15 protein-coding genes are annotated in these 20,140 nt (G+C 55.1%); 10 read left to right on the forward strand and 5 right to left on the reverse strand.

Going from position 1 to position 20,140, the window contains the following annotated elements; all coding sequences use genetic code 11:
* Window positions 1-25 precede the first annotated feature (25 nt).
* Window positions 26-1,996, reverse strand: coding sequence for a GNAT family N-acetyltransferase (locus tag SIB88_RS11455; RefSeq protein ID WP_206927715.1), 1,971 nt, complete (start codon window positions 1,994-1,996; stop codon window positions 26-28).
* Between the two features lie 301 nt (window positions 1,997-2,297).
* On the opposite strand from SIB88_RS11455, the gene SIB88_RS11460 reads away from it, so the two are divergent.
* Both SIB88_RS11460 and SIB88_RS11465 read left to right on the forward strand, forming a co-directional pair.
* Complete coding sequence (locus SIB88_RS11460) at window positions 2,298-4,367, forward strand: autotransporter assembly complex protein TamA (protein ID WP_412558111.1); 2,070 nt, start codon at window positions 2,298-2,300, stop codon at window positions 4,365-4,367.
* On the forward strand, window positions 4,364-8,800 hold the full coding sequence (locus SIB88_RS11465; RefSeq protein ID WP_412558112.1) for a translocation/assembly module TamB domain-containing protein: 4,437 nt from the start codon (window positions 4,364-4,366) through the stop codon (window positions 8,798-8,800). Before SIB88_RS11460 ends, SIB88_RS11465 begins: the two co-directional genes overlap by 4 nt.
* Window positions 8,801-8,812: 12 nt before the next feature.
* Here SIB88_RS11465 and SIB88_RS11470 read toward each other — a convergent pair whose 3' ends face one another.
* From SIB88_RS11470 to SIB88_RS11480, 3 genes are all read right to left on the reverse strand, one after another.
* On the reverse strand, window positions 8,813-9,763 hold the full coding sequence (locus SIB88_RS11470; protein ID WP_412558113.1) for a sugar kinase: 951 nt from the start codon (window positions 9,761-9,763) through the stop codon (window positions 8,813-8,815).
* Window positions 9,764-9,805: 42 nt separating this feature from the next.
* Window positions 9,806-10,690, reverse strand: coding sequence for a MurR/RpiR family transcriptional regulator (locus SIB88_RS11475; RefSeq protein WP_068517377.1), 885 nt, complete (start codon window positions 10,688-10,690; stop codon window positions 9,806-9,808).
* 67 nt (window positions 10,691-10,757) lie between these two features.
* Entirely contained in the window at window positions 10,758-11,147 is a 390-nt protein-coding gene (locus SIB88_RS11480) for a RidA family protein (protein WP_068517378.1), read from the reverse strand.
* Window positions 11,148-11,354: 207 nt separating this feature from the next.
* Here SIB88_RS11480 and SIB88_RS11485 point away from each other — a divergent pair, with 207 nt between their 5' ends.
* From SIB88_RS11485 to SIB88_RS11505, 5 genes are all read left to right on the forward strand, one after another.
* Window positions 11,355-11,876, forward strand: coding sequence for a TRAP transporter small permease (locus tag SIB88_RS11485; RefSeq protein ID WP_412558114.1), 522 nt, complete (start codon window positions 11,355-11,357; stop codon window positions 11,874-11,876).
* On the forward strand, window positions 11,873-13,153 hold the full coding sequence (locus SIB88_RS11490) for a TRAP transporter large permease (protein WP_068517380.1): 1,281 nt from the start codon (window positions 11,873-11,875) through the stop codon (window positions 13,151-13,153). The genes SIB88_RS11485 and SIB88_RS11490 overlap by 4 nt, the downstream gene beginning before the upstream one ends.
* Before the next feature lie 99 nt (window positions 13,154-13,252).
* Complete coding sequence (locus SIB88_RS11495) at window positions 13,253-14,308, forward strand: DctP family TRAP transporter solute-binding subunit (RefSeq protein ID WP_068517381.1); 1,056 nt, start codon at window positions 13,253-13,255, stop codon at window positions 14,306-14,308.
* Window positions 14,309-14,394: 86 nt separating this feature from the next.
* Entirely contained in the window at window positions 14,395-15,864 is a 1,470-nt protein-coding gene (locus tag SIB88_RS11500; protein WP_068517382.1) for a M81 family metallopeptidase, read from the forward strand.
* Window positions 15,865-15,920: 56 nt separating this feature from the next.
* Window positions 15,921-16,991, forward strand: a complete 1,071-nt coding sequence (locus SIB88_RS11505) for a D-TA family PLP-dependent enzyme (RefSeq protein WP_412558115.1) — start codon at window positions 15,921-15,923, stop codon at window positions 16,989-16,991.
* Window positions 16,992-17,023: 32 nt separating this feature from the next.
* Here SIB88_RS11505 and SIB88_RS11510 read toward each other — a convergent pair whose 3' ends face one another.
* A complete protein-coding gene (locus SIB88_RS11510; RefSeq protein WP_412558116.1) occupies window positions 17,024-17,515 on the reverse strand; it encodes a hypothetical protein in 492 nt (163 codons plus the stop codon).
* 165 nt (window positions 17,516-17,680) lie between these two features.
* Here SIB88_RS11510 and SIB88_RS11515 point away from each other — a divergent pair, with 165 nt between their 5' ends.
* The 3 genes from SIB88_RS11515 (at window position 17,681) to SIB88_RS11525 (ending at window position 20,128) form a co-directional block, all read left to right on the forward strand.
* Entirely contained in the window at window positions 17,681-18,565 is an 885-nt protein-coding gene (locus tag SIB88_RS11515; protein ID WP_412558117.1) for an alpha/beta hydrolase, read from the forward strand.
* A 127-nt stretch (window positions 18,566-18,692) separates the two neighbouring features.
* Window positions 18,693-19,634, forward strand: a complete 942-nt coding sequence (locus SIB88_RS11520; RefSeq protein WP_412558118.1) for an ornithine cyclodeaminase family protein — start codon at window positions 18,693-18,695, stop codon at window positions 19,632-19,634.
* A complete protein-coding gene (locus tag SIB88_RS11525; protein WP_068517386.1) occupies window positions 19,631-20,128 on the forward strand; it encodes a thioesterase family protein in 498 nt (165 codons plus the stop codon). The genes SIB88_RS11520 and SIB88_RS11525 overlap by 4 nt, the downstream gene beginning before the upstream one ends.
* Window positions 20,129-20,140 lie beyond the last annotated feature (12 nt).

The following is a 20,140-nucleotide window of genomic DNA, read 5'->3' on the forward strand; positions in this document are numbered from 1 at the left end:
CCTTTTTTATGGTGCGATTGCGAATTCAGGGGCGGGCAATCTTGCCCAGAAGATGCGCAATGATGCGGCGATATAGCTCCATGCCCAGAACCACATCCTCGACCCCGGCATCCACATTGGGGTTGTCGTTCACCTCGATCACCATCGGGCCATGCGGGGTTTCCTTGACATCCACACCATAAAGGCCATCGCCCATCAGGCGGGCCGCGGCAAGGGCGGTTGCAACGATATCGGCGGGCGCATCTTCAACGGCAAGCGTTTCAAACCCGCCTTCCTCGAAACTTTTGCCGTCATCTTCATGTTTGACGATCTGCCAATGGCCCGGCGCCATGAAATAGCGGCTGGCAAAGATCGGCTCGCCGCCCAAAACACCGATACGCCAGTCAAATGTCGTTTCGACATATTCCTGAATGACCAGAAGTTCCGAGTTCTTGAACATCTCGGTCGCGACTTCATTAAGGTGTTCGGGTGATTTCACCTTGCGCACCCCGCGCGAGAAGCAGCCATCCGGCACTTTAAGAACCGACGGGAAGCTGAACTGCTGACCGATTTCGGCAATGCGGCGCTTGTCAAAAATCGCACTTTTCGGGGCGGGGATACGATGGGTGCGCAGCAACTCGGCCAGATAGACCTTGTTGGTACAACGCAACATCGAGTCCGGATCATCAATCACCGGGATGCCTTCCTTTACCGCGCGTTTGGCAAATCGATAGGTATGGTGATCAAGGGCCGTTGTCTCGCGGATCAAAAGTGCATCAAATTCCGAAAGATGATGGAAATCCTTGGCCGTGATCAGTTCGGCCTTGGCGCCAAGATCGGATGCGGCCTGAACAAAGTTTGCCAATGCTTCCTTGTCTGACGGCGGCAAAACTTCGTCCGGGTCATGCAGGATCGCGACCAGTGCGGTCGGCGGGGTGACGTTGCCCTGCTTGCGCACACGTCCGCGCAAATAGGCGCGGAGGGCTGCTTCAAATTCGGCAAGGTTGCTGTCATCAAGCTGACCCAGGGACGGGGCTTCGATTTCGCGCAAAATCTTGCGGTCCTGCTTGTTCAGATGCAGGCGCAGGATCGGGCAGCGGAACTGGTCAAACGCCCGTTCGGCGATCTGGCGGAACCGTTTGTCGGCGGTGCGTCCGAAATAGACATCAATATGATCCGGTGCCTGTTCCGGGCCATGGCCGGATTTTGCAAGGGCATCAATGATCTGCGGGCTGAGTTCCGAACGCGCGGTTTTCTGAAGACGCTTCCAGTTAAGGTCCAGAAGCACATCTGCCTCGGGAATGACACGTTCGGCACGCGCAGCAGCCAGAAGGCTGCAATAATAGCCGCGCGACAGATATTCATAGGATTGGCACAGGTTGATCACACGGCGGTTGCGCACCCCGTGATCAAGCGCAAGATAGTCACGCACCCGCATGACGCGCGCACCCGAAACAGCAAAACGCTGATCGGACAGGCGATCAACAAGGATCAGCGGCGCACCGGTGGCAACCGCCGGGGTAACATCGGTCTGACCGTCATAGAGCGCATGTTCAAGGCGAATGCCGTCACCGCCATCTTCGTAATAGCCCGGAAGATCGGCGACCTTCTGATAGCCGTGGCGCTCATACAGATTACGTGCGGTGTCGTTTTGAACCCGCACTTCAAGGCGCATACGATGGCAACCGGCATCCATTGCCAGATTCTCAAGCCCCGCCAGAAGCTGTGTACCAAGACCTTTGCCGCGCCATTCCTGTGAAATCGCAAGCGAGTAAATCCGGGCGACGACCGCATTCGCCCGCAACAGCAGCAATCCGTATCCGACAATGGCCGGTTTGTCGGCATCGCCGGCATCCGCAACAAGCAGACGCGCAGATGCCTGACGCAAGAAGCGCGAAAAAGAGGCGCGCGAAATCAGGTCGCTTTGGAAATTGGCGTTCTCAAGGGCGCAAAGCCCATCAAGGTCGGCACGTACTGCGTTGCGAATAATGACGGTATTGGTCTGGGTCGAAGCCACGAGACGGACCTCCTGCGATTGGATGTGATGCATATGTTGCGCGCAACTCCCGGTACGCTCAAACCAAAAAGCTCACAAGTGCGAATATTGTTCACAGCCATGCCATTTTTTCATGGGAAGTGGCACAGGTGACACTCGACCTGTAAGATGAATGAAAATATGGTGTTTTCAGTTCGCTGTTTTGAAAATAACAACAATTCTGTTTGCAACAATCCCTGATGGGATCAAAGGGTATAAAAGAACGCCAAACGATGTTAACTGGCGTCACCTGACCGGACACAAAGCACAAGGGATATGACGTTTGACAAGCCGCATCCGCCGCAAATTTGGATCATATGGGCGATCTGCTGCGATTGTTCCGCTCTTGATGGCGGGAACGATGCTGGCTGCGTGCTCATCTGACGAAGGAATTGGCGGGCTGGATTTCGGGTTTGGCAATGGCGAATCACAAGCCCCGGCTGATCTGCGCACCACCATCCCCTATGAGGTGGAACTGACCGGCATTGACGATCATGAAGAACAGCTGATCGAGGCATTGAACGCGGTCAGTACCGCGCGCCGGTTACAGTCACGCCCGACCGCATCGCGTGCCGGACTGCAACGCCGGGCCGAAGATGATGTTGAACGGTTCCAGGCGGTTCTGCGATCCAACGGATTCTATGACGGCCAGATCACGTTCGAGATCACCGAAAAAACCGGTGATGACGCACCGGTCGAAGAAAACGGCAATCCGGCGGGCAGCGAGAATAATGAAAATGACGATGTCACCGCAAATGACACAGTGAATGGCACCGCATCGCAAGACACGGTTGATGAAGCTGATAACCGGGGCAATGGTGCAGACGGTGATAGTGGTGAGAATGGGGATGGCGCACCCACACCGCTTGTTCTGACCTATATGATTGATACCGGTGCGCCATATCTGATTGCGTCGGTTGACCTGGTGATTGTGCGCCCGGACGAAGTCCTCGAACGCCCGGCAACTGATGCCGAACTTGAAAGAACCCGCCTGCAAATCGGTCAGCGCGCCACGGCAGAGCCGATCATTCTTGGTGAACAATTCGGTGTCGATATCCTGCGTGATCAGGGCTATCCGCTGGTCAAGGCGACCAAACGCACGGTAATGGCCGATACCGCACAGAAAACCATTTCGATCAAATATGCCTTTGAAACCGGGCCAAAGGCCAATTTCGGCGCGGTCACGGTCAATGGTGCAGACGAGGTCGATCAGGATTTCATCGCGGGATATCGCAGCTGGCGGGCCGGCGAACAATACAGTCCCGAACGGGTGCGCGAAACGCGGCGCGATCTGGCGCAGACCAACCTGTTTGACAGTGTGATCGTCAAGGTCGCAGGCCCGGTGGGCGAAAGCGGCGAGATCCCCGTTGAAATCAATGTGGTTGAACGTAAAATGCGGTCAATCGGCGGCGGGGTTGATTTTTCGACTGCGGATGGTCCGGGCGCCAACGCATTCTGGGAACATCGAAATCTGTTCGGCGCCGGTGAACGGTTGCGGCTTGGTGCCGATGCCTCAAGCCTTGAACAGGGTCTAAGTGCGGAATTCAAAAAACCGCAATTCCTGCAACGCAAACAGGCCCTGGTGGCCGAGGCGAATGCAAAAAACAATGATACCGATGCCTATCAGGGTGCAACGGTTGACAGTTTTGTCGGTGTCGAACGTCCACTTGGTGAAAACTGGTCGACGACCCTTGGCGTGACGGCGGAATATTCCGACCTGACCGGGTCGGATTCCCCGAACGAGGAATTCTATCTTGCCGGTTTGCGCGGTATCCTGCGCCATGACAATACGGACAATCCGCTTGATCCCACGCGCGGAACGCGGTTTGAAATCAATGTGTCGCCCTATATGGGACTGACCGATCATGATACCAATTTTACATCGGTGTCGCTGTCCGGGTCGCAATATCTTTCGATTGATGATGACGGGGATTATGTTTTGGCCGCACGGGCGCGGACCGGGACAATCATTGGCGAGGAACGCGGCAATTTGCCGTCGAACAAACGCTATTATTCCGGTGGTGGCGGGTCGATCCGTGGTTATGAATATCAGAAAGTCGGCCCCCTTGATGATGATCATGATCCGCTTGGCGGGCGTTCGGTTCTTGAACTCGGTTTTGAATTCCGTGCTCGGGTCACCGAAAGTTTCGGCGTTGTGCCGTTTGTCGAGGGCGGCAATGTCTATGCACGCAGCGAACCCGAAGACATTTCCCTGTTATGGGCGGCCGGTCTCGGTTTCCGGTATTACACCGCCGTCGGGCCATTGCGCTTTGACGTTGCCGTGCCACTTGATAAGCGTGAAAACGTCGATGATGACTATCAATTCTATATCAGTCTGGGGCAGGCATTTTGACCAGGTCTGAACTTCCGTCAGAGAATAATCCGCATGAACATGAACGCCGTAAACCAGCCCTGAAATGGGCGCGTTACGGTGCGTTTGGTGTTGGTGGTACCGTCCTTGCGGTGGCTGCTGTTGCCGGGATTGCCGGGACCGGACCGGTATTGCGCGCATTGACGCCGATGATCAATGAAACGGTTTCGGCTGCGACCGACAGTTCATTTGAGCTTGGCCGGATCGAGGGCAGCTTGTGGACCGGACTGACACTTGACGGTCTGCGAATGGAACGCCCGGCAGACGGCTTTCACCTGGATCTTGACCAGGTCGATTTTGACTGGTCGCCACTGGCCCTTTTGGGCGGGAAATTGCAAATCAATCACGTCGGTTTGCAAACGGCCAGCATTGTGCTTCCTGATGGCAGTCTTCCCGATACCCCCGATGACGAAACACCCGATGAAAGTGGCGGGTTCAGTTTGCCGCTTGCTGTGTCGGTTGATGCGATTGATCTTCGCGAAATTGCGCTGGTTGAACCGGTTTCGGGCAAGGGATTTTTATACAGCCTTAAGGCCAATGGCGCGATCGGCACCAATCTTTCGGCGACAGCTGCGCTGAATTTGCAGCCACTTGATGGTGGCACCGATCAGCTTGATGTCGATCTTGATTTTGATGGTCCCAAACAGCGACTGTCGGCCAGAATTGACGGGGAACTTGGCCGCGAAGGTGTGGTCATGACCCTTGCGGGGGTGACGCCCGATATTGCACCCGATGTACGCATCAAGCTTGCCGGGGATGGTCCGGCCGATGACTGGAACGGCAAACTTGAACTGACCGCAGACGGTTATGCGGCGCTGACCGGCGATGTCGGTGTGCAATTGTCATCCGATGTTCTGGCCTTTTCGCTGGATGGCGGGGTTCGGACATTTGACCGTATTTCCGGTGATTTGCCCGAACCGCTAAGGGGGGATATTGCCCTTGGCATTGGCGGGGCATTCAATGCGGATGATCAAAAACTTGCCCTTGATCGCATCACGGTGGCAATGGCAGATGTGCTTGATCTGTCGGCAAGTGCACATCTTGATCTGGCCGAAAACCTGATTGCCGCACGGCTGGATGGCGATATTGATCCGGCCTTGTCCGGGTTGCTTGATGATGCGGTACGCTGGGGGCAGGTTGCACTGTCGGTCGAGGCCAATGGCGATCTTGCCATGCCCGGTCTTGTCGTTGCAATTGATGGTCAGGATGTTGCAACACCGGTTTCGACGATCGCACGCATGCAAGTGCGCGCCAACATGCCGGCATCTGATGGGGACGGGCCGGTTGCGGCAAACCTTGATGCATCGACATCGGGCACCGTCTGGCAGGACAGCGACCTTGGCGCATTTTTGGGTGCGGATCAGGAACTTTCGCTCGATGCGTTGGTAAACCCGGATTTTTCGAGGGTATCAGTCGGTAAACTGTTGCTGACTGCGCCGCAAATGGCGGTCAACGGGTCTGCTGAAATTGATGACACATTTTCGCTTAACGGCGCCAAGCTGGTCGGTGATGTTGCCGATCTGTCGATCTTTGCGCCGATTTCCGGTCTTGATCTTGGCGGGCAGGGGCAGGTTACGCTTGATAATCTGAGCTGGTCGGAACTGGACGGTCTGAAAAGTGATGTGACGGTTTCGGGCACACAAACCGTGTTCGGGATTTCCGATCTTGACCGGATTGTCGGACCGTCCCCGACGATTTCGGGTAAGGTTGCACTTCTGCCCAACCTTGATCTGATGGTTGATCTGGATGCAGTGAATGCCGCAACGCTCAAAGGACCGGTCAAAGTCGACATCACAAACGAATTTGAACGTCTTGCTGTTACGGCCGATTTTGATGTCGCGCCGGGTACGGTGCCACCCGATATCGGGGTGACGATTGCACCGGCAAAACTTTCGGTGCGTCTGGACGGGGATATTGCCGCCCCGCCCGGTCAGATTGACCTGCGCGTCCCAAGTGTCAAAGCCGGCGGACAACGCATTGATAATGTGGTGTTATCGAGCCGCATGTCATGGTCTGATCAGGCGGTATTGGCGCTGCGCAATAGCGGTTCTTTCAATCTGGGCAAGCATGCATATGACATCGCGGCGAATTTGCGCCTGCCGGAAAATGATCTGTTGATCAGCGACATTCTGTTGCGCGGTGAATTTCTGGATCTGGGCGGTGAACTTGTTCTGCCGGGGTATGCCGTCCCGATGAAGGGCAGTCTTGAGCTAACCAAGCTTGATGCCGAAATGCTTGGCGATTTCGGGGTGCCCTTTGCCAATGGAACGATCAGTGGCGATATCGGATTTGTGCCGGAAGACGGGCGTCAAACCGTCACGCTGTCGGCCTTGGCCAAAGGACTGCGTATTGATCAGCAGCCCGATGGCAATCCGGCAATGATCGAGAATGTGAATATTGCCGCGACAATTCGTGATGCCTTTGCCCAGCCCGATATCAAGGCCAATATTGATGGCAAGGATATCGTCTTTTCACCCATCGCCATTGATGACGTTACCGTCGGGATTATGGGTGGGCTGGATGCCTTTGACGTCACGATGAACACGACCGGATTTTATCAGGGCAATGTTCCGATGTCGGCGGATTTGGCCGCCAATATCGGGTTGGGTGATGATATCCGTGTGGTTGCGGACAAGTTCGACTTCGCGCTTAGTGACCAGACCATCAAGCTGCGCAGTCCGTTGCAATTTGTCATGGCAGCAAACGGTCAGCAAAACCTGGATGCTGATGTAACCGTCGGGTCCGGTCGTCTGGTGGCAACGGTTGCGCAGGAAGCAGGTCAGAAATCAATAGCCGGTGACCTTTCGCTTGATGATGTCGATCTGGGGCCATGGGGCCGTATTGCCGGGTATGACGGGCTAAGCGGTGTTGCAAATCTGTCGGCCAACTTGCGCGAAACCAAGGGCACTTTGCCCGTGGCGGCGGTCAAAGGCCGGATCAGTGGCATTACCGCAAACACGGTCAAGGATATGGAGCCATTTGAAATGGTTCTTAACCTTGATCTTGCCAAGGGGATCCTTAACGGGACGGCCAATCTTGGCAATCGTGATGTCAAAATCCTGTCGGCACAGGGGACAGTCCCGCTTGCGGTTTCGGTCCTTGCACAGAATTTCAGTCCTGATCTTGCGGCACCGGTATCGGCAAGTGTGCGGATGAATGGCGAAATTGCCGAATTCTGGCCCTATGTACCGGCACCGGATCATCAGGTATCGGGCACGATCAATCTGGAACTTGATGTTGCCGGAACACTTGATGATATCGGCTGGAAAGGCAATCTCGGCCTGTCTGACGGGCATTACGAGAACCTTGTTTATGGCACGATCCTTGAACAGGTTACACTTGCGGGCGAGTTTGATCAGAACGGACTTTCGATCCCGTCAATCAGCGCAACCGATGGCGGCAACGGCAAACTTGATGCATCGGTTGACCTGACGATGAAGGATGGCGGCGAGGCGGCCTATGACGTAACCGCCACCTTGCGCAATTTCGCCCTGTCGCGGGTCGATGAATTGCAATTCTGGGCCGATGTTGACACCAAGGTCACCGGCAATCAGGAAAGTGCCGATATCGAAAGCACGGTTACCGTTCAGCGTGGCGAGGTGGATTTGTCGCTCGCGCTGCCGGAATCCGTTCCGACGATCGAAGTCGCCAATCTGCCTGACGAGGAAGAAAAGGAAGAAGCCCGCAAGGCGGCTGAAAAGGATAACGGTTTTTCCGGCAACCTTGACGTGACCGTTGATATTCCCGGCCGCTTGTTTGTGCGCGGCAAGGGGCTTGATTCCGAATGGGGCGGGCGCCTTGAAATTTCGGGCACCACCGATGATCCCAGCATTGTCGGTCAATTGTCCGCCTTGCGCGGGCAGCTTGATATCATCGGCAAGACATTCGTCATCAAGGACTCCAAAATTACCTTTGCCGGGGGATCCCCACCCGATCCGATGCTTGATATCAAAGGCGTCTATAGCACGGCCGATCTGGAAGTCACCGCCGGGTTCCAGGGCCCGTCAAGCGATCCTGAACTGGTTCTGACGTCGGTGCCGTCCTTGCCCGAAGATGAAATTCTGTCCCAGGTCCTGTTTGGCAAATCCCAGGGCAGCCTGAGTGCTGTCGAAGCCGTGCAGTTGGCCAGTGCCGTGAACGAGCTTTCAGGCGGGGGCAGTGGGCTTGATGTGGTCGGAAGTGTCCGGCGCTTTATCGGTGCCGATGTACTTCAGGTCGGTGGTGGTGAAAACGGGCCCGAGGTCAAGGTCGGCAAATACCTGACCGAGGGGGTCTATGTCGGCACCAAGGCCGGATCAACACCGGGATCAAGCGGGGTTGAAGTCGAAATTGAAGTCACGCCAAATATCAGCGTGACCAGCGAAACCACTGAAATCGACAGCAAGGCGGGTGTTCAGTACCGGCTGGATTACTAGGTCGGGGCGAACTTAGCCGAATTTCAGGTCGCTGATATCAACCAGCGCCCCGTGGCGGCAAATCACCATTCCTGCGACCTTTTGGGCGACGGCAATGGCGTTTTCGATGCTGTTGCCGTGTGACCGTGCTGCCAGAAACGCCCCGTTAAAGGAATCACCGGCCGATGTTGTATCGACAATGTCGGTGATCACGGGCGGGGTCACAAAGTCCGACTGTCCGTCACTATTGCACCAATAGGTCGGCGCACCGCCCGATTTGACCACAACTTCGCGCAGACCGGCATCAAGCCATCTTTGGCCCGTCTGTTGCGCGGATATATCCCCGAAAAGGGCAGCATCATCGTCAAAGGTCGGAAGTACCGTGTCACAATATGGCGCAATCGCCTGATAGATCTCGATTGCGGTTTTTGCATCAGGCCAAAGGCGCGGGCGATGGTTGGTATCAAAGTAAACCTTGCCACCCTGATCGGCATATTCGGCGACAAGCCTGATCATGTTCTGGCGGTCAGCAGGCGACAGGATCGCAAGACTGATCCCCGAAAGATAAAACCCGTCAAAGCGCGCAAATGCATTTTTGATGGTCTGGTCATGTCCGCCCGCCAGAACCTGTTTGGCGGCGGCCTGATCGCGCCAATAGGAAAAGCTTCGTTCGCCGGTCGCATCGGTCTGGATGGTGTAAAGACCGGGCAGGGCGCCATCGATCTGACGGACCAGATCGGTCGCAATGCCATCGGCCTGCCAGGCCGCAATCATCGCATTGCTATAGGCATCGCGACCAAGTGCCGTGATATAGGCAGCCGTCCCCGATTGTGCCGGATCAAGAAGGCGGCTGGTGCGCGCCATATAGGTCGCGGCATTCAACGTATCCCCGGCAAAGCCAAGCTTTGCAGCGCCGAAAACAGACCCGGGCTGTGCCCCGGAAAGTTCAAGCATACATTCACCGATAAATGCGATCTGGGGCATGGGGTAACCTTTGTGCGGGGCAGATAAATTTGGTGGGCGCGCCTAGTCCCCGATGGGCTGGCGCCCGGTCGGCAGATTGACCGTCAGAAGGGATGATCTGATACGGCGCAGCTTTTCTTTTGCCTGATCTGGCATGCGGCGCGCAACAGCGGTGGCAATGACATCGATGGTGGCCAGAAACGCATGGCGTGTTGCCGTGGGTTTATAGATATCGGGGTTTTCAGGCATCTCTATCCCGATGACAAGATCGCTTTCCGCAGCAAGCGGGCTGTCAGGATTGGTCAGCGAGATGACCTTGGCACCATATTGCCGGGCAATGGCAGCGGAATGGATCAGCTCGGTCGGGCGACCGCTGGTCGAGATGGCAAAAACCACATCGTCGGGCCCCAAAGTTGACGACAGCATGCGTTGCAAATAGCCGTCACTTTGCGATTGTGCCGGAATGCCCAGACGGAAAAACCGGTTGGCAGCATCAAACGCCACGGTGGTCGAACCACCCCCGACGCCGAAAAACGCAATCTGGCGGGCCTTGACCAGAATATCGGCGGCCTGATCGACCTGGCTTGATGAAATCTGTTCGCGCAGAAGACGCAAATTGTCGATGATAACGCCCAGAACGTGACTTGAAAGAACGTCTGCATCTGTTGTGTCATCCGAAATGTCTTCGGATGTCAGATACTGCATACTGACCGCAAGGTTCTGCGCCAGACGCATTTTGAAATCACGGAACCCGTCACAACCAAGTGTCCGGCAAAAACGAATGACCGTCGGTTCGCTGACGCCAACATTGTTGGCAAGATCGGAAAGGGCAATCGTGGTAACCGCTTCCAGATTCTCGCTGACATAATTGGCAACCAGCTGTTCCCGGTTGGGGAATTCACCCGACTGGTTACGCAGCAAACTGATAATGTCGGCCGTCGGTTGCATGGGTCTTGTCCGGTTCTGTTTCAAAGGTCGGGCAGGGGTGCCAAAAATGGCACCCCTTTGGGAAATATCACTTTTCCGGTTTGTAGGCGATAGCTTCAATTTCAATCTTTGCGTCAACCATCATCTGGGACTGTACCGTGGAACGTGCAGGACGCTCACCCGGGAAGAATTCGGCATAAACGCGGTTAAAGGTCCAGAAATCGCGGGTATCAGCCAGCCAGACGTTGATCTTGAAGACATCATCAAGCGTGCAATCGGCCAATGCGAGTGCGGCCTTGACGTTTTCCATGGTCAGACGGGTCTGGTCTTCGATACCGCCATAGGCGATTTCACCATTTTCCTTCATTGCGACCTGACCGGAAATATAGACGTAGTCGCCTGCGCGAACTGCGGGTGAAAACGGCAATTTCTGTCCGCCGGCACCGCTGCGTTCATTGCCATAATGTTTGATCGCCATTGAAAACTCCCTGCTTTGGCTGATGGATCGTTGTAAAAACAATATCCTGCTTAAAATGTAGTTTAACTACCTAAATCAGTTTCAAATTTCGGTCAATAGCCAAAAAATTGTGCTTTTAATGTCAAAAATGTGTAGACAAGCTACAAAATGATACTCAATATGTAGAAAAAATACACAAAAGATTCATCAGCGGAGAGTTTGGCGAAGATGGCATTACGCCGTGTTGAAACCATTGCAGCAATGTTAAGCCGTGGCCTGAACTGGGGTGTCGAACGCGTGATCGCGGTTCTGATGCTGGTTCTGGTTCTTGATGTATGGCTTGGGGTTATTGACCGATACATTTTCCATTGGCAATTGCCATGGCCCGAAGAACTTGCCCGTTACCTGATGATCTGGGCGGCACTTCTGGCGATTTCGGCCGGGATTGCGCGCCGCGAACATATCGGCATCGGGATGTTTGTCTTAAGCCTGCCAATGCCGATCCAGCGCACCATCCTGTTTCTTGTCGATCTGATTGCGCTTGCAGCCTTCCTGTATCTGGCGATCTACGGATTTGGTTTTGCCGAAGGCGGCATGCGCCGACAGGCGATGATTTTCGGCATGTCGCTGGCAATTCCCTATGCCGCAGTGCCGGTTTCGGCACTTCTGGCAGCCATCCAGCTTCTTCTTGTTGCCTTGCGTGATCAGGGCCGTTTCATCCCGGTTGATCTTGCGGAGGGCGCAGAATGATCGTCGCCATTATCTTTGTTATTCTGATGGTTCTGGGCATGCCGATCGGCTTTGCCCTTGGTGTGGCGGGCGTTGTCGGCCTGTTTGACATGGGCGGGGGAATGTTCCTGTCCCAAGGCCCAAGCAAGGTGTTTAACGGTCTGAACGTATTCCCGTTCCTTGCCATGCCGTTCTTTATTCTGGCTGGCGAAATCATGAACCATATCGGCATTACCAGCCGTCTGGTCAAATTCGCCCAGGCCCTTGTCGGGCATATGCGCGGTGGTCTTGCCCATACCAACATGCTGGCATCCGTCTTCTTTGCCGGTCTGACCGGGGCGGCGACCGCGGATGCGGCGGCCTTTGGCAAGACGCTTGTGCCTGCGATGGTTGAACGCGGATATCGCCGCGACTATGCCTGTGCGGTTACCGCGGCCGGATCAATCATCGGCCCGACCATTCCGCCGTCAGGCCTGATGGTGGTTTATGGGTCGCTGATGGGCGTTTCGATCGGTGGTCTGTTTGCCGCCGGGATCTTGCCCGGTCTGATGATCTGTCTGATCTGCATGACCGTGATTGCCGTGACTGCACGTGCCAAGAACCTGCCAAAAAATGAACGCCGGGCGACACTTCTGGAAATCTGGCAGATTTTCAAATCATCGATTACCGCCCTGATCATGCCGCTCATCATTCTGGGGGGTATCCTTGGCGGGGTTGTCACACCGACCGAGGCAGCATCCGTTGCCGTCGGCTATGCGCTGTTTATCGGGGTGTTTATCTATCGCGCGCTCAGCTTTGCGGATTTCTTCAAGATGCTGGTGCGCACCGCACGTGTGACCGGGGTGATCTTTGTGATCATTGCCTTTGCGTCGATCCTTGGCTGGTGGCTGAGTTTCAACCGCATCCCGCAAGAAGTCGCAAGCCTCGTTCTGGGCGTTTCGGAAAACCCCTATATCGTGATCTTCATGATTGTCGGGCTGCTTTTGATGATCGGCATGGTGATGGATATCAATGCCATCCTGATCATTCTGGCGCCGGTTCTGGTTCCGCTGACCCTTCAGATCGGGATGGACCCGATCCATGCCGGGATCATCTTTGTCCTTGCACTCAATATCTCGCTGATGACGCCGCCCGTCGGGGCCTGTCTGTTCGTGCTGTCATCAGTGACGGGTGAAAAGCTTGAAAAAATTGCTGCACAGCTTTGGCCGTTCCTTCTGGCCGAGTTGGGCGTGTTGTTCCTGTTTGCCTTCTGGTCGGATCTGGCTCTCGCGATACCGCGACTGCTTGGCTTCCGCTAGGCCAGCGGGTTGAAGACAGCCCCGGTCAGTCCGGGCCGGGGCGCGCACCAAAACAAGATGCCGGACACCATAAAGTCGTTACATCAAGGAGAGGTAAGAATGAAAACCGTAAAGCGTTTGGGCGCTGCTGCCCTGGCCACTGCGATGCTGATGGGCAGCACCTCGATGGCGTTTGCCGAAACCAAGGTTCTGAAATTCGCGCATGACAACAAGGCCGACCCGTTTGAGAACCCGGCCCATGCCTGCACCGCGGTTTTTGCCAATATTGTCGAAGCTGACACCAATGGCGAAATCAAGGTCGAAGTCTATCCGTCCAACCAGCTTGGTTCGGCAGCCGAACATGTTCAGATGGTGCGCGATGACCTGATTCAGGCGACGCTGACCTCGACCGGTGCGCTGGCATCCTATTATCCGCGCATTGATGTTCTGAACCTTGCATTCGCGTTCGACAGCAACGCATCGACCTATGATGTGTTTGACGGTCCGTTCGGTTCGGCACTTGCATCGGATATCGAAGGCACCCTTGGTGACGTCAAGGTTCTTGGCTTCCCCGATACCGGCGGGTTCTTTGCGGTGACCAACTCCAAGCATTCCATCGCGACGCTTGAAGATTTCAAAGGCATCCGTATCCGTACCATGTCGCTGCCGTCGCATCAGAAAATCATGCAGGCGCTGGGTGCAGAAGCATACCCGATGGCCTGGGGTGAAGTTTATGCCGGCCTTCAGACCGGTGTGATCGATGGCCAGATGAACCCGGTTCCGACTGTGACCTTTGCCAAGTTCAACGAAGTCCAGGGCTACCTGACACTGACCAACCACCTGTTCTCGCCTTACACCATGATGCTGTCGAAAACCTTCTGGGATGGCCTGACTGCCGATCAGCAGAAAATCATTCGCTATGCTGCGCAGTCTTGCGTTGTTGCAAGCCGTGGTGTTTCGCGCGTGATCGAGGCATCTGATCGTGGTCTTGCCGGTCTTAAGGACAAAATGGAAATCACCGCACTGTCGGCTGAAGACCGTGAAAAGTTCAAAGAAGCAACCCAGCCGGTCGTGGTCAAACACGTTCAGGAAAGCCTCGGTGACGAAGGCGTCAAGCTTCTGAACCTGTTCCAGCAGGAAGTCGATAAGGCCAACGCCAGCCGTTACATGGAATAAGCCGTTCCATCTGCCGAAGGGGCAGGGTTCTGCCCCTTCGGATTCCATTTTCCAATTTCATAAGACCAATAACAAAGGCACGGGCCATGCGGATTTTTTGCGCCTCGATTGCAACCGAGACCAATACATTTTCCCCTTTAAGAACTGATTTTTCCGATTTTCAGGAAAGCTTTTACGCACCTCCCGGCCAACATCCGGTCACACCGACGCTGTGCAGTGCCGTCTTTACCGAAGGCCGTCTTCGCGCAGCCAAGGAAGGCTGGGAACTGATCGAAGGAACCGCAACCTGGGCCGAACCGGGCGGGTTGGTCAGCCGCGAGACGTATGAACAACTCCGTGACGAGGTTCTTGGTCAATTGCGTGCGGCCATGCCCGTTGATGGCGTGATCCTTGGCTTGCACGGGGCAATGGTGGCCCAGGATTATCTTGATTGCGAAGGTGATCTGATTTCGCGCATTCGCGATCTGGTCGGTCCGGATGTCGTGATCGGCACCAGTTTCGACCCGCATAGTCATTTGACAGCACTTCGGGTCGACAATGCCGACATTATCGTGGCGTTCAAGGAATTCCCCCATACCGATTTTGTCGAAACCGGTCGGGCGGTTGTTGATCTTGTCCTGCGCACCTTGCGCGGTGAAATCACCCCGACCAAGGCGGTGTTTGATTGCCACATGATCGAAGTTCTGCCGACATCGCGCGAACCGATGCGGTCCTTTATCGACCGGGCAAAGGATATGGAGGGCACGGGCGATATCCTGTCGATATCGTTCATTCACGGATTTATGGCTGGTGACGTTCCCGATCTTGGGGCCAAGGTCGTTGTCACCACCAACAATAACCCTGCGGAAGCCAAACAGATAGCACGAGACCTGGGGGTTGAGTTGTTTGGTTTCCGTGGGGCCACCCGCCCGACATTCCTTAAACCCGAAGCCGCCCTTGATCAGGCATTGGCATCCGATGCACAGCCGATTGTTCTGACCGATGTCTGGGACAATCCGGGCGGCGGTGTTCCGGGCGACAGCACGATTTTGCTGCGTGCGGTAATGGAACGCGGGCTTTCCGATTATGCCTTTGGCACGCTTTGGGATCCGATGGCGGTAAAGACTTGTTTCTCGGCTGGCGAGGGCGCGACATTGCCGCTGCGCTTTGGCGGGAAAACCGGGGCCCATGCGGGCGCACCCATTGATGCCGAAGTGGTGGTCAAAAAGCTTGAACGCGATGCCTGGCAGTATTTCGGCCAAAGCATCGTGCCGCTTGGCGATTGCGCGGTGATTGAACTTCCTGGCGGCGGCGAGGTCATTTTGAACACCAACCGGTCGCAAAGTTTCGATCCCAGCCTGTTTTCCAATATGGGCATCGATCCGAAATCAAAAAAATATCTGTTTATCAAATCGACCAATCACTTCTACGATGCCTTCGCCAAGATCGCGGGCGAGATCATCTATATCGATGTGCATGGTCCTTATCCGTCGGATCCGAAAACCAACGGATACCGTCATGTCAAACGTCCGCTTTGGCCGATTGTCGATGATCCGTTTGCCCAAAAGGCAGGCTGATTGTCGATTGCCACTGCACCCTTCGCGTCACCACCGAATATCAAAGGACGTTTTTCATGACCCGTTCACCGCAATATCCCGAACTTGATACGCCTTGTGCGGTGGTCAATCTTGATACGGTAGATCGGAATATCGATGCCTATCAGGCCTATTGCGACAAGCATGGGATTGCGCTGCGCCCTCATATCAAAACCCACAAACTTCCGGCCTTTGCCAAACAGCAACTTGATGCCGGGGCCAAGGGGATTACCTGTCAGAAAATCGGCGAGGCCGAAGTCATGGCCGATGCCGGCATGGATGACATTCTTCTGACCTATAACGTGTTGGGGGATCGCAAGCTTGCCCGTCTGCGTGCTTTGTTTGACCGGGTCAAAACCCTGCGCGTGGTGGCCGATAACCTGCCGGTGATCGAAGGTCTGTCGCGTGCCTTTGCCGATAGTGCCAAGCCGCTTGAAATCCTGATTGAATGCGATACCGGTGGTGGGCGCTGCGGCGTTCAGACACCGCAGGCGGCGCTGGAACTTGCGCAAAAGATCAAAGGCCTTCCGGGCGTATCATTTGCCGGTCTGATGACCTATCCGGCGGCCGGGGGCGGTGACAAGGTTGCCGCATTCTTTGGGGATGCGATGACCAAGCTTGCGGCGGTCGGCATTGACTGCCCGATCAGAAGTTCCGGCGGAACTCCGGACATGTGGAAGGCCCACGAGGTCGCCAATATCACCGAATACCGTATCGGAACCTATATCTATAATGACCGGTCATTGATGGCGCGCGGTGTGTGTGCGGAAGATGATTGTGCGCTTCGTGTTTTGACCGAAATCGTGTCACTTCCGGCACCGGGCCGCGCGATCATTGATGCCGGGTCCAAGGTTCTGACATCTGATCTTCTGGGACTTGACGGGTATGGCTATGTCGTTGGTCATCCCGATGTTGCAGTGGTCGGGCTCTCCGAAGAACACGGCATTTTGCATTTTGACGCGGGTCTGACCCCGTTTGAAATTGGCGAACGGATTGAAATCATCCCCAACCATGTCTGCGTGGTCAGCAATATGCTTGATCAGGTGCATCTGGTGCGCGGTGATGCAATCCAGACCGTCGATGTGGAAGCGCGCGGCAAGGTTCTGTAATCAAACGAAAATATGTTGGATGAACCCGGGATTTACGCCGGGTCATGGTTGGGCAGATAGCCGGTAAACCCGGTAATCAGCCATTTTCCATCCGGCTGCTTTTCGCAGTAATAATGGGTTTTCCAAAGCAGACGGTCTTCTGTGCCGTCTGCTTTTTTGATGCGCCCGTTGAAATGTTTGCGCACCAGTGCCCGGTTGCCGGTGATGTCGATCTTTTCCAGTCTGGTGGCGCGAAATACCCCGTCAAACAGGTCTTCGGCAAAGTCGATCTTTTGGGCTGCGACGGCCTGGCGCAGCCATTCATCGCGATAGGCGCCAAGATCGGGAAACATCATTTTCCAGTCATCGGGATTATCGGATTTGCAGGCATCAATCGCGTAAAACCCGTCTGCCTTGAAATCATCCGCAACCATTGACCAGTCGGCGGCGACAAAGGCCGCAATATCACGCAAAACCAGCATTTCCCAGATACGGGTGCGATCGGTATCCGTGGACGGAAACGGGCAGGAACGGGGCAGGGACATGGGGTGCTATCCGGTTGATATAAAAATTGTTTCCATCACTTTCGCATTCCGGTCCCGACCAATCAATCACCGGGTATGAAAACGCGTAAAAATACGCATCCCTTATGCGAAGTGATTGCAAACAGGGTAAAATTGAAGAAAGATCGAAACAGGACGTCAAATCCTGTGGCGTTCAGTCCCGCAATGTCCGAGGTGCCGATGGCTTGGGGTGGTTTCACATCTGCTGAACTTGAATGGCAATATAATCCGCGCGAAACCGTGCCGGAATTCATGACCCATTTCGAACGGTTTGTGAAACTGTCCGATGAAACGCGTGCCCAGCTTGGCGGCAAGATTGATGTCCGCTTTGGCGATGGTCCCAAGGAAACCATGGATGTTTTCATGGCATCGGAACCGGGGGCACCGGTTCATGTGTTTTTCCATGGCGGATATTGGCGCAGCCAGGACAAAAAGGATTACGCCTTTGTCGCCCGTGATCTGGTGGCGGTCGGGTTTACCGTGATTTGCCCGAATTATGATCTGTGCCCGGATGTGACGGTGGCTGATATCACCGACGAAGCCGTGCGCTGCATTGATTATATCTATCGCCATATCGAAGACTTTAACGGTGATCGCGACCGCATTTCGATTTCCGGCCATTCAGCAGGCGGTCAAATTGTAGCCCGTCTTGCCACCCATGACTGGGAAGAAACGCTTGGCGATCCGGCACCATTTTCCGCCGTTGTTCCGATATCGGGTGTGTTTGATCTCGAACCGGTCCGTCATACGACGCTGAATGAGGATATCCGACTTGATGCGGCGTCTGCGGCCGATAACTCGCCGATGCTTGATGCGGTGCCGGTCGATGTGCGGATGATGGTGATTGTCGGCGGTAATGAAAGCCCGGAATTCGTTCGTCAAAGTGATGCCTATGGCGCCTATTGCGGTAGTGCCGGGCACAAGGTCCCGGTCTATAAGGCATGGGGGGCAAACCACTTTACCGTGCTTGAAGAAGTCTTTTTGGGCACGGGGTCACTGTTTGGGCATCTCAAGCGGTTTCTGCTGCCCTAAACGACGGCAATTTCCATAAAAAACAGCATAAAAAACCGGTGCTCATCCTGTGACGGGGCGGTCCTGACGTGGTATAAAAAACGTCCGCTACCAAACTGAAATCAAAAATAATTCTACAGGAAGGCACATGCGTTTCATCACTGCTGAAGATATCGACAAATTTGTATCGCCCCGGGATCTGGTCGAAGCCCTGCGCAACGGATTTGCCCAAGGGTGCGAAGCCCCGCTGCGCAGCCATTTCAACATGGAACGCAGCAACGAGGATGATGCGACTTTCCTGATCATGCCGGCCTGGCAAAAGGACGGGGCGGCCGGGGTGAAAATCGCCGCCGTTGTGCCGGGGAATTCGGCGCGCAATCTTCCGGCGGTTTCGGGGACCTATGTTCTTCTGGATGCGGTAACCGGTCAGCCATCCGCCGTGATTGATGGCACCAAACTGACCACGCGCCGCACGGCGGCGGCATCGGCCCTGGCGGCGGATTATCTGGCGCGCAAGGATGCGACTGACATGGTCATGGTCGGATCGGGTGCGATGGCCCCGCAACTGATCAAGGCCCATGCATCGGTGCGCCCGATCAAAAACGTCACGATCTGGAACCGCAATGCGGATAAGGCGACAAAGCTTGCCGCGGAAATTACCGAACTTGGTTTCAATGCGTCGGGTACAGATGATCTTGAAACGGCCTGTAAGTCCGCAGACCTGATTTCATGCGCCACCCTTTCGACCGAACCGCTTGTGCGCGGTGACTGGCTGCGCGACGGCACCCATGTTGATCTGGTTGGTGCCTTCAAACCAACCATGCGCGAAACCGATGATGGCGTGATGGCAAAATGCCGGATATTTGTCGACAGCTTCGAAGGGGCCAGTGCCGAAGGCGGCGATGTGGTTCAGGCGATCAATAGTGGTGCGATTGCCAAAACCGATATTCTGGGCGATCTGTTCGGTCTGACCCGCGGGGACGTTTCCGGACGCCAAAGCGACGGGGAATGCACCGTTTTCAAATCGGTCGGTCATTCGCTTGAAGATTTCTTTGCCGCGGTGGCCGTGGTAAAGGCGGTCGAAAAATGATCAGTGCCGATCTGTTCGCACCGGAACCGCTCGAAGCGTTTCGTGGCAAAATCAAACCGGAATGGATTGATTTCAACGGGCATATGAATGTCGGCTATTACGTCGTTGCCTTTGATCTGGGATCGATGGCGTTTCTTGATGCGGTGGGGATGGGATATACCTATCCCGAACGGCGCGGCGGGTCGACTTTCGGGCTTGAAATGCATGTGACCTATGATCGGGAAATTCATCAGGATGACCCGTTCGTCATCTATACAAGGGTGCTCGATTGCGATCAGAAACGCATTCACATGTATCATGAAATGCGCCACGGCACCGAAGGCTGGCTGGCCTCGACCAACGAAATCATCACCATGCATATCAATATGGCGGAACGCCGGTCGGCCCCGTTTCCCGATGATATCATGACGACCCTTAACCGGATCCGCGAAGCCCATGCCGAACTTCCGATCCCGTCCGGGGTCGGACGCAAAATCGGCATTCGCCGCAAGTAAAATGGAAAACCC

Origin of the sequence: Thalassospira sp. MIT121401 (genome assembly GCF_047125595.1) — a bacterium.
Classification (GTDB): domain Bacteria; phylum Pseudomonadota; class Alphaproteobacteria; order Rhodospirillales; family Thalassospiraceae; genus Thalassospira; species Thalassospira povalilytica.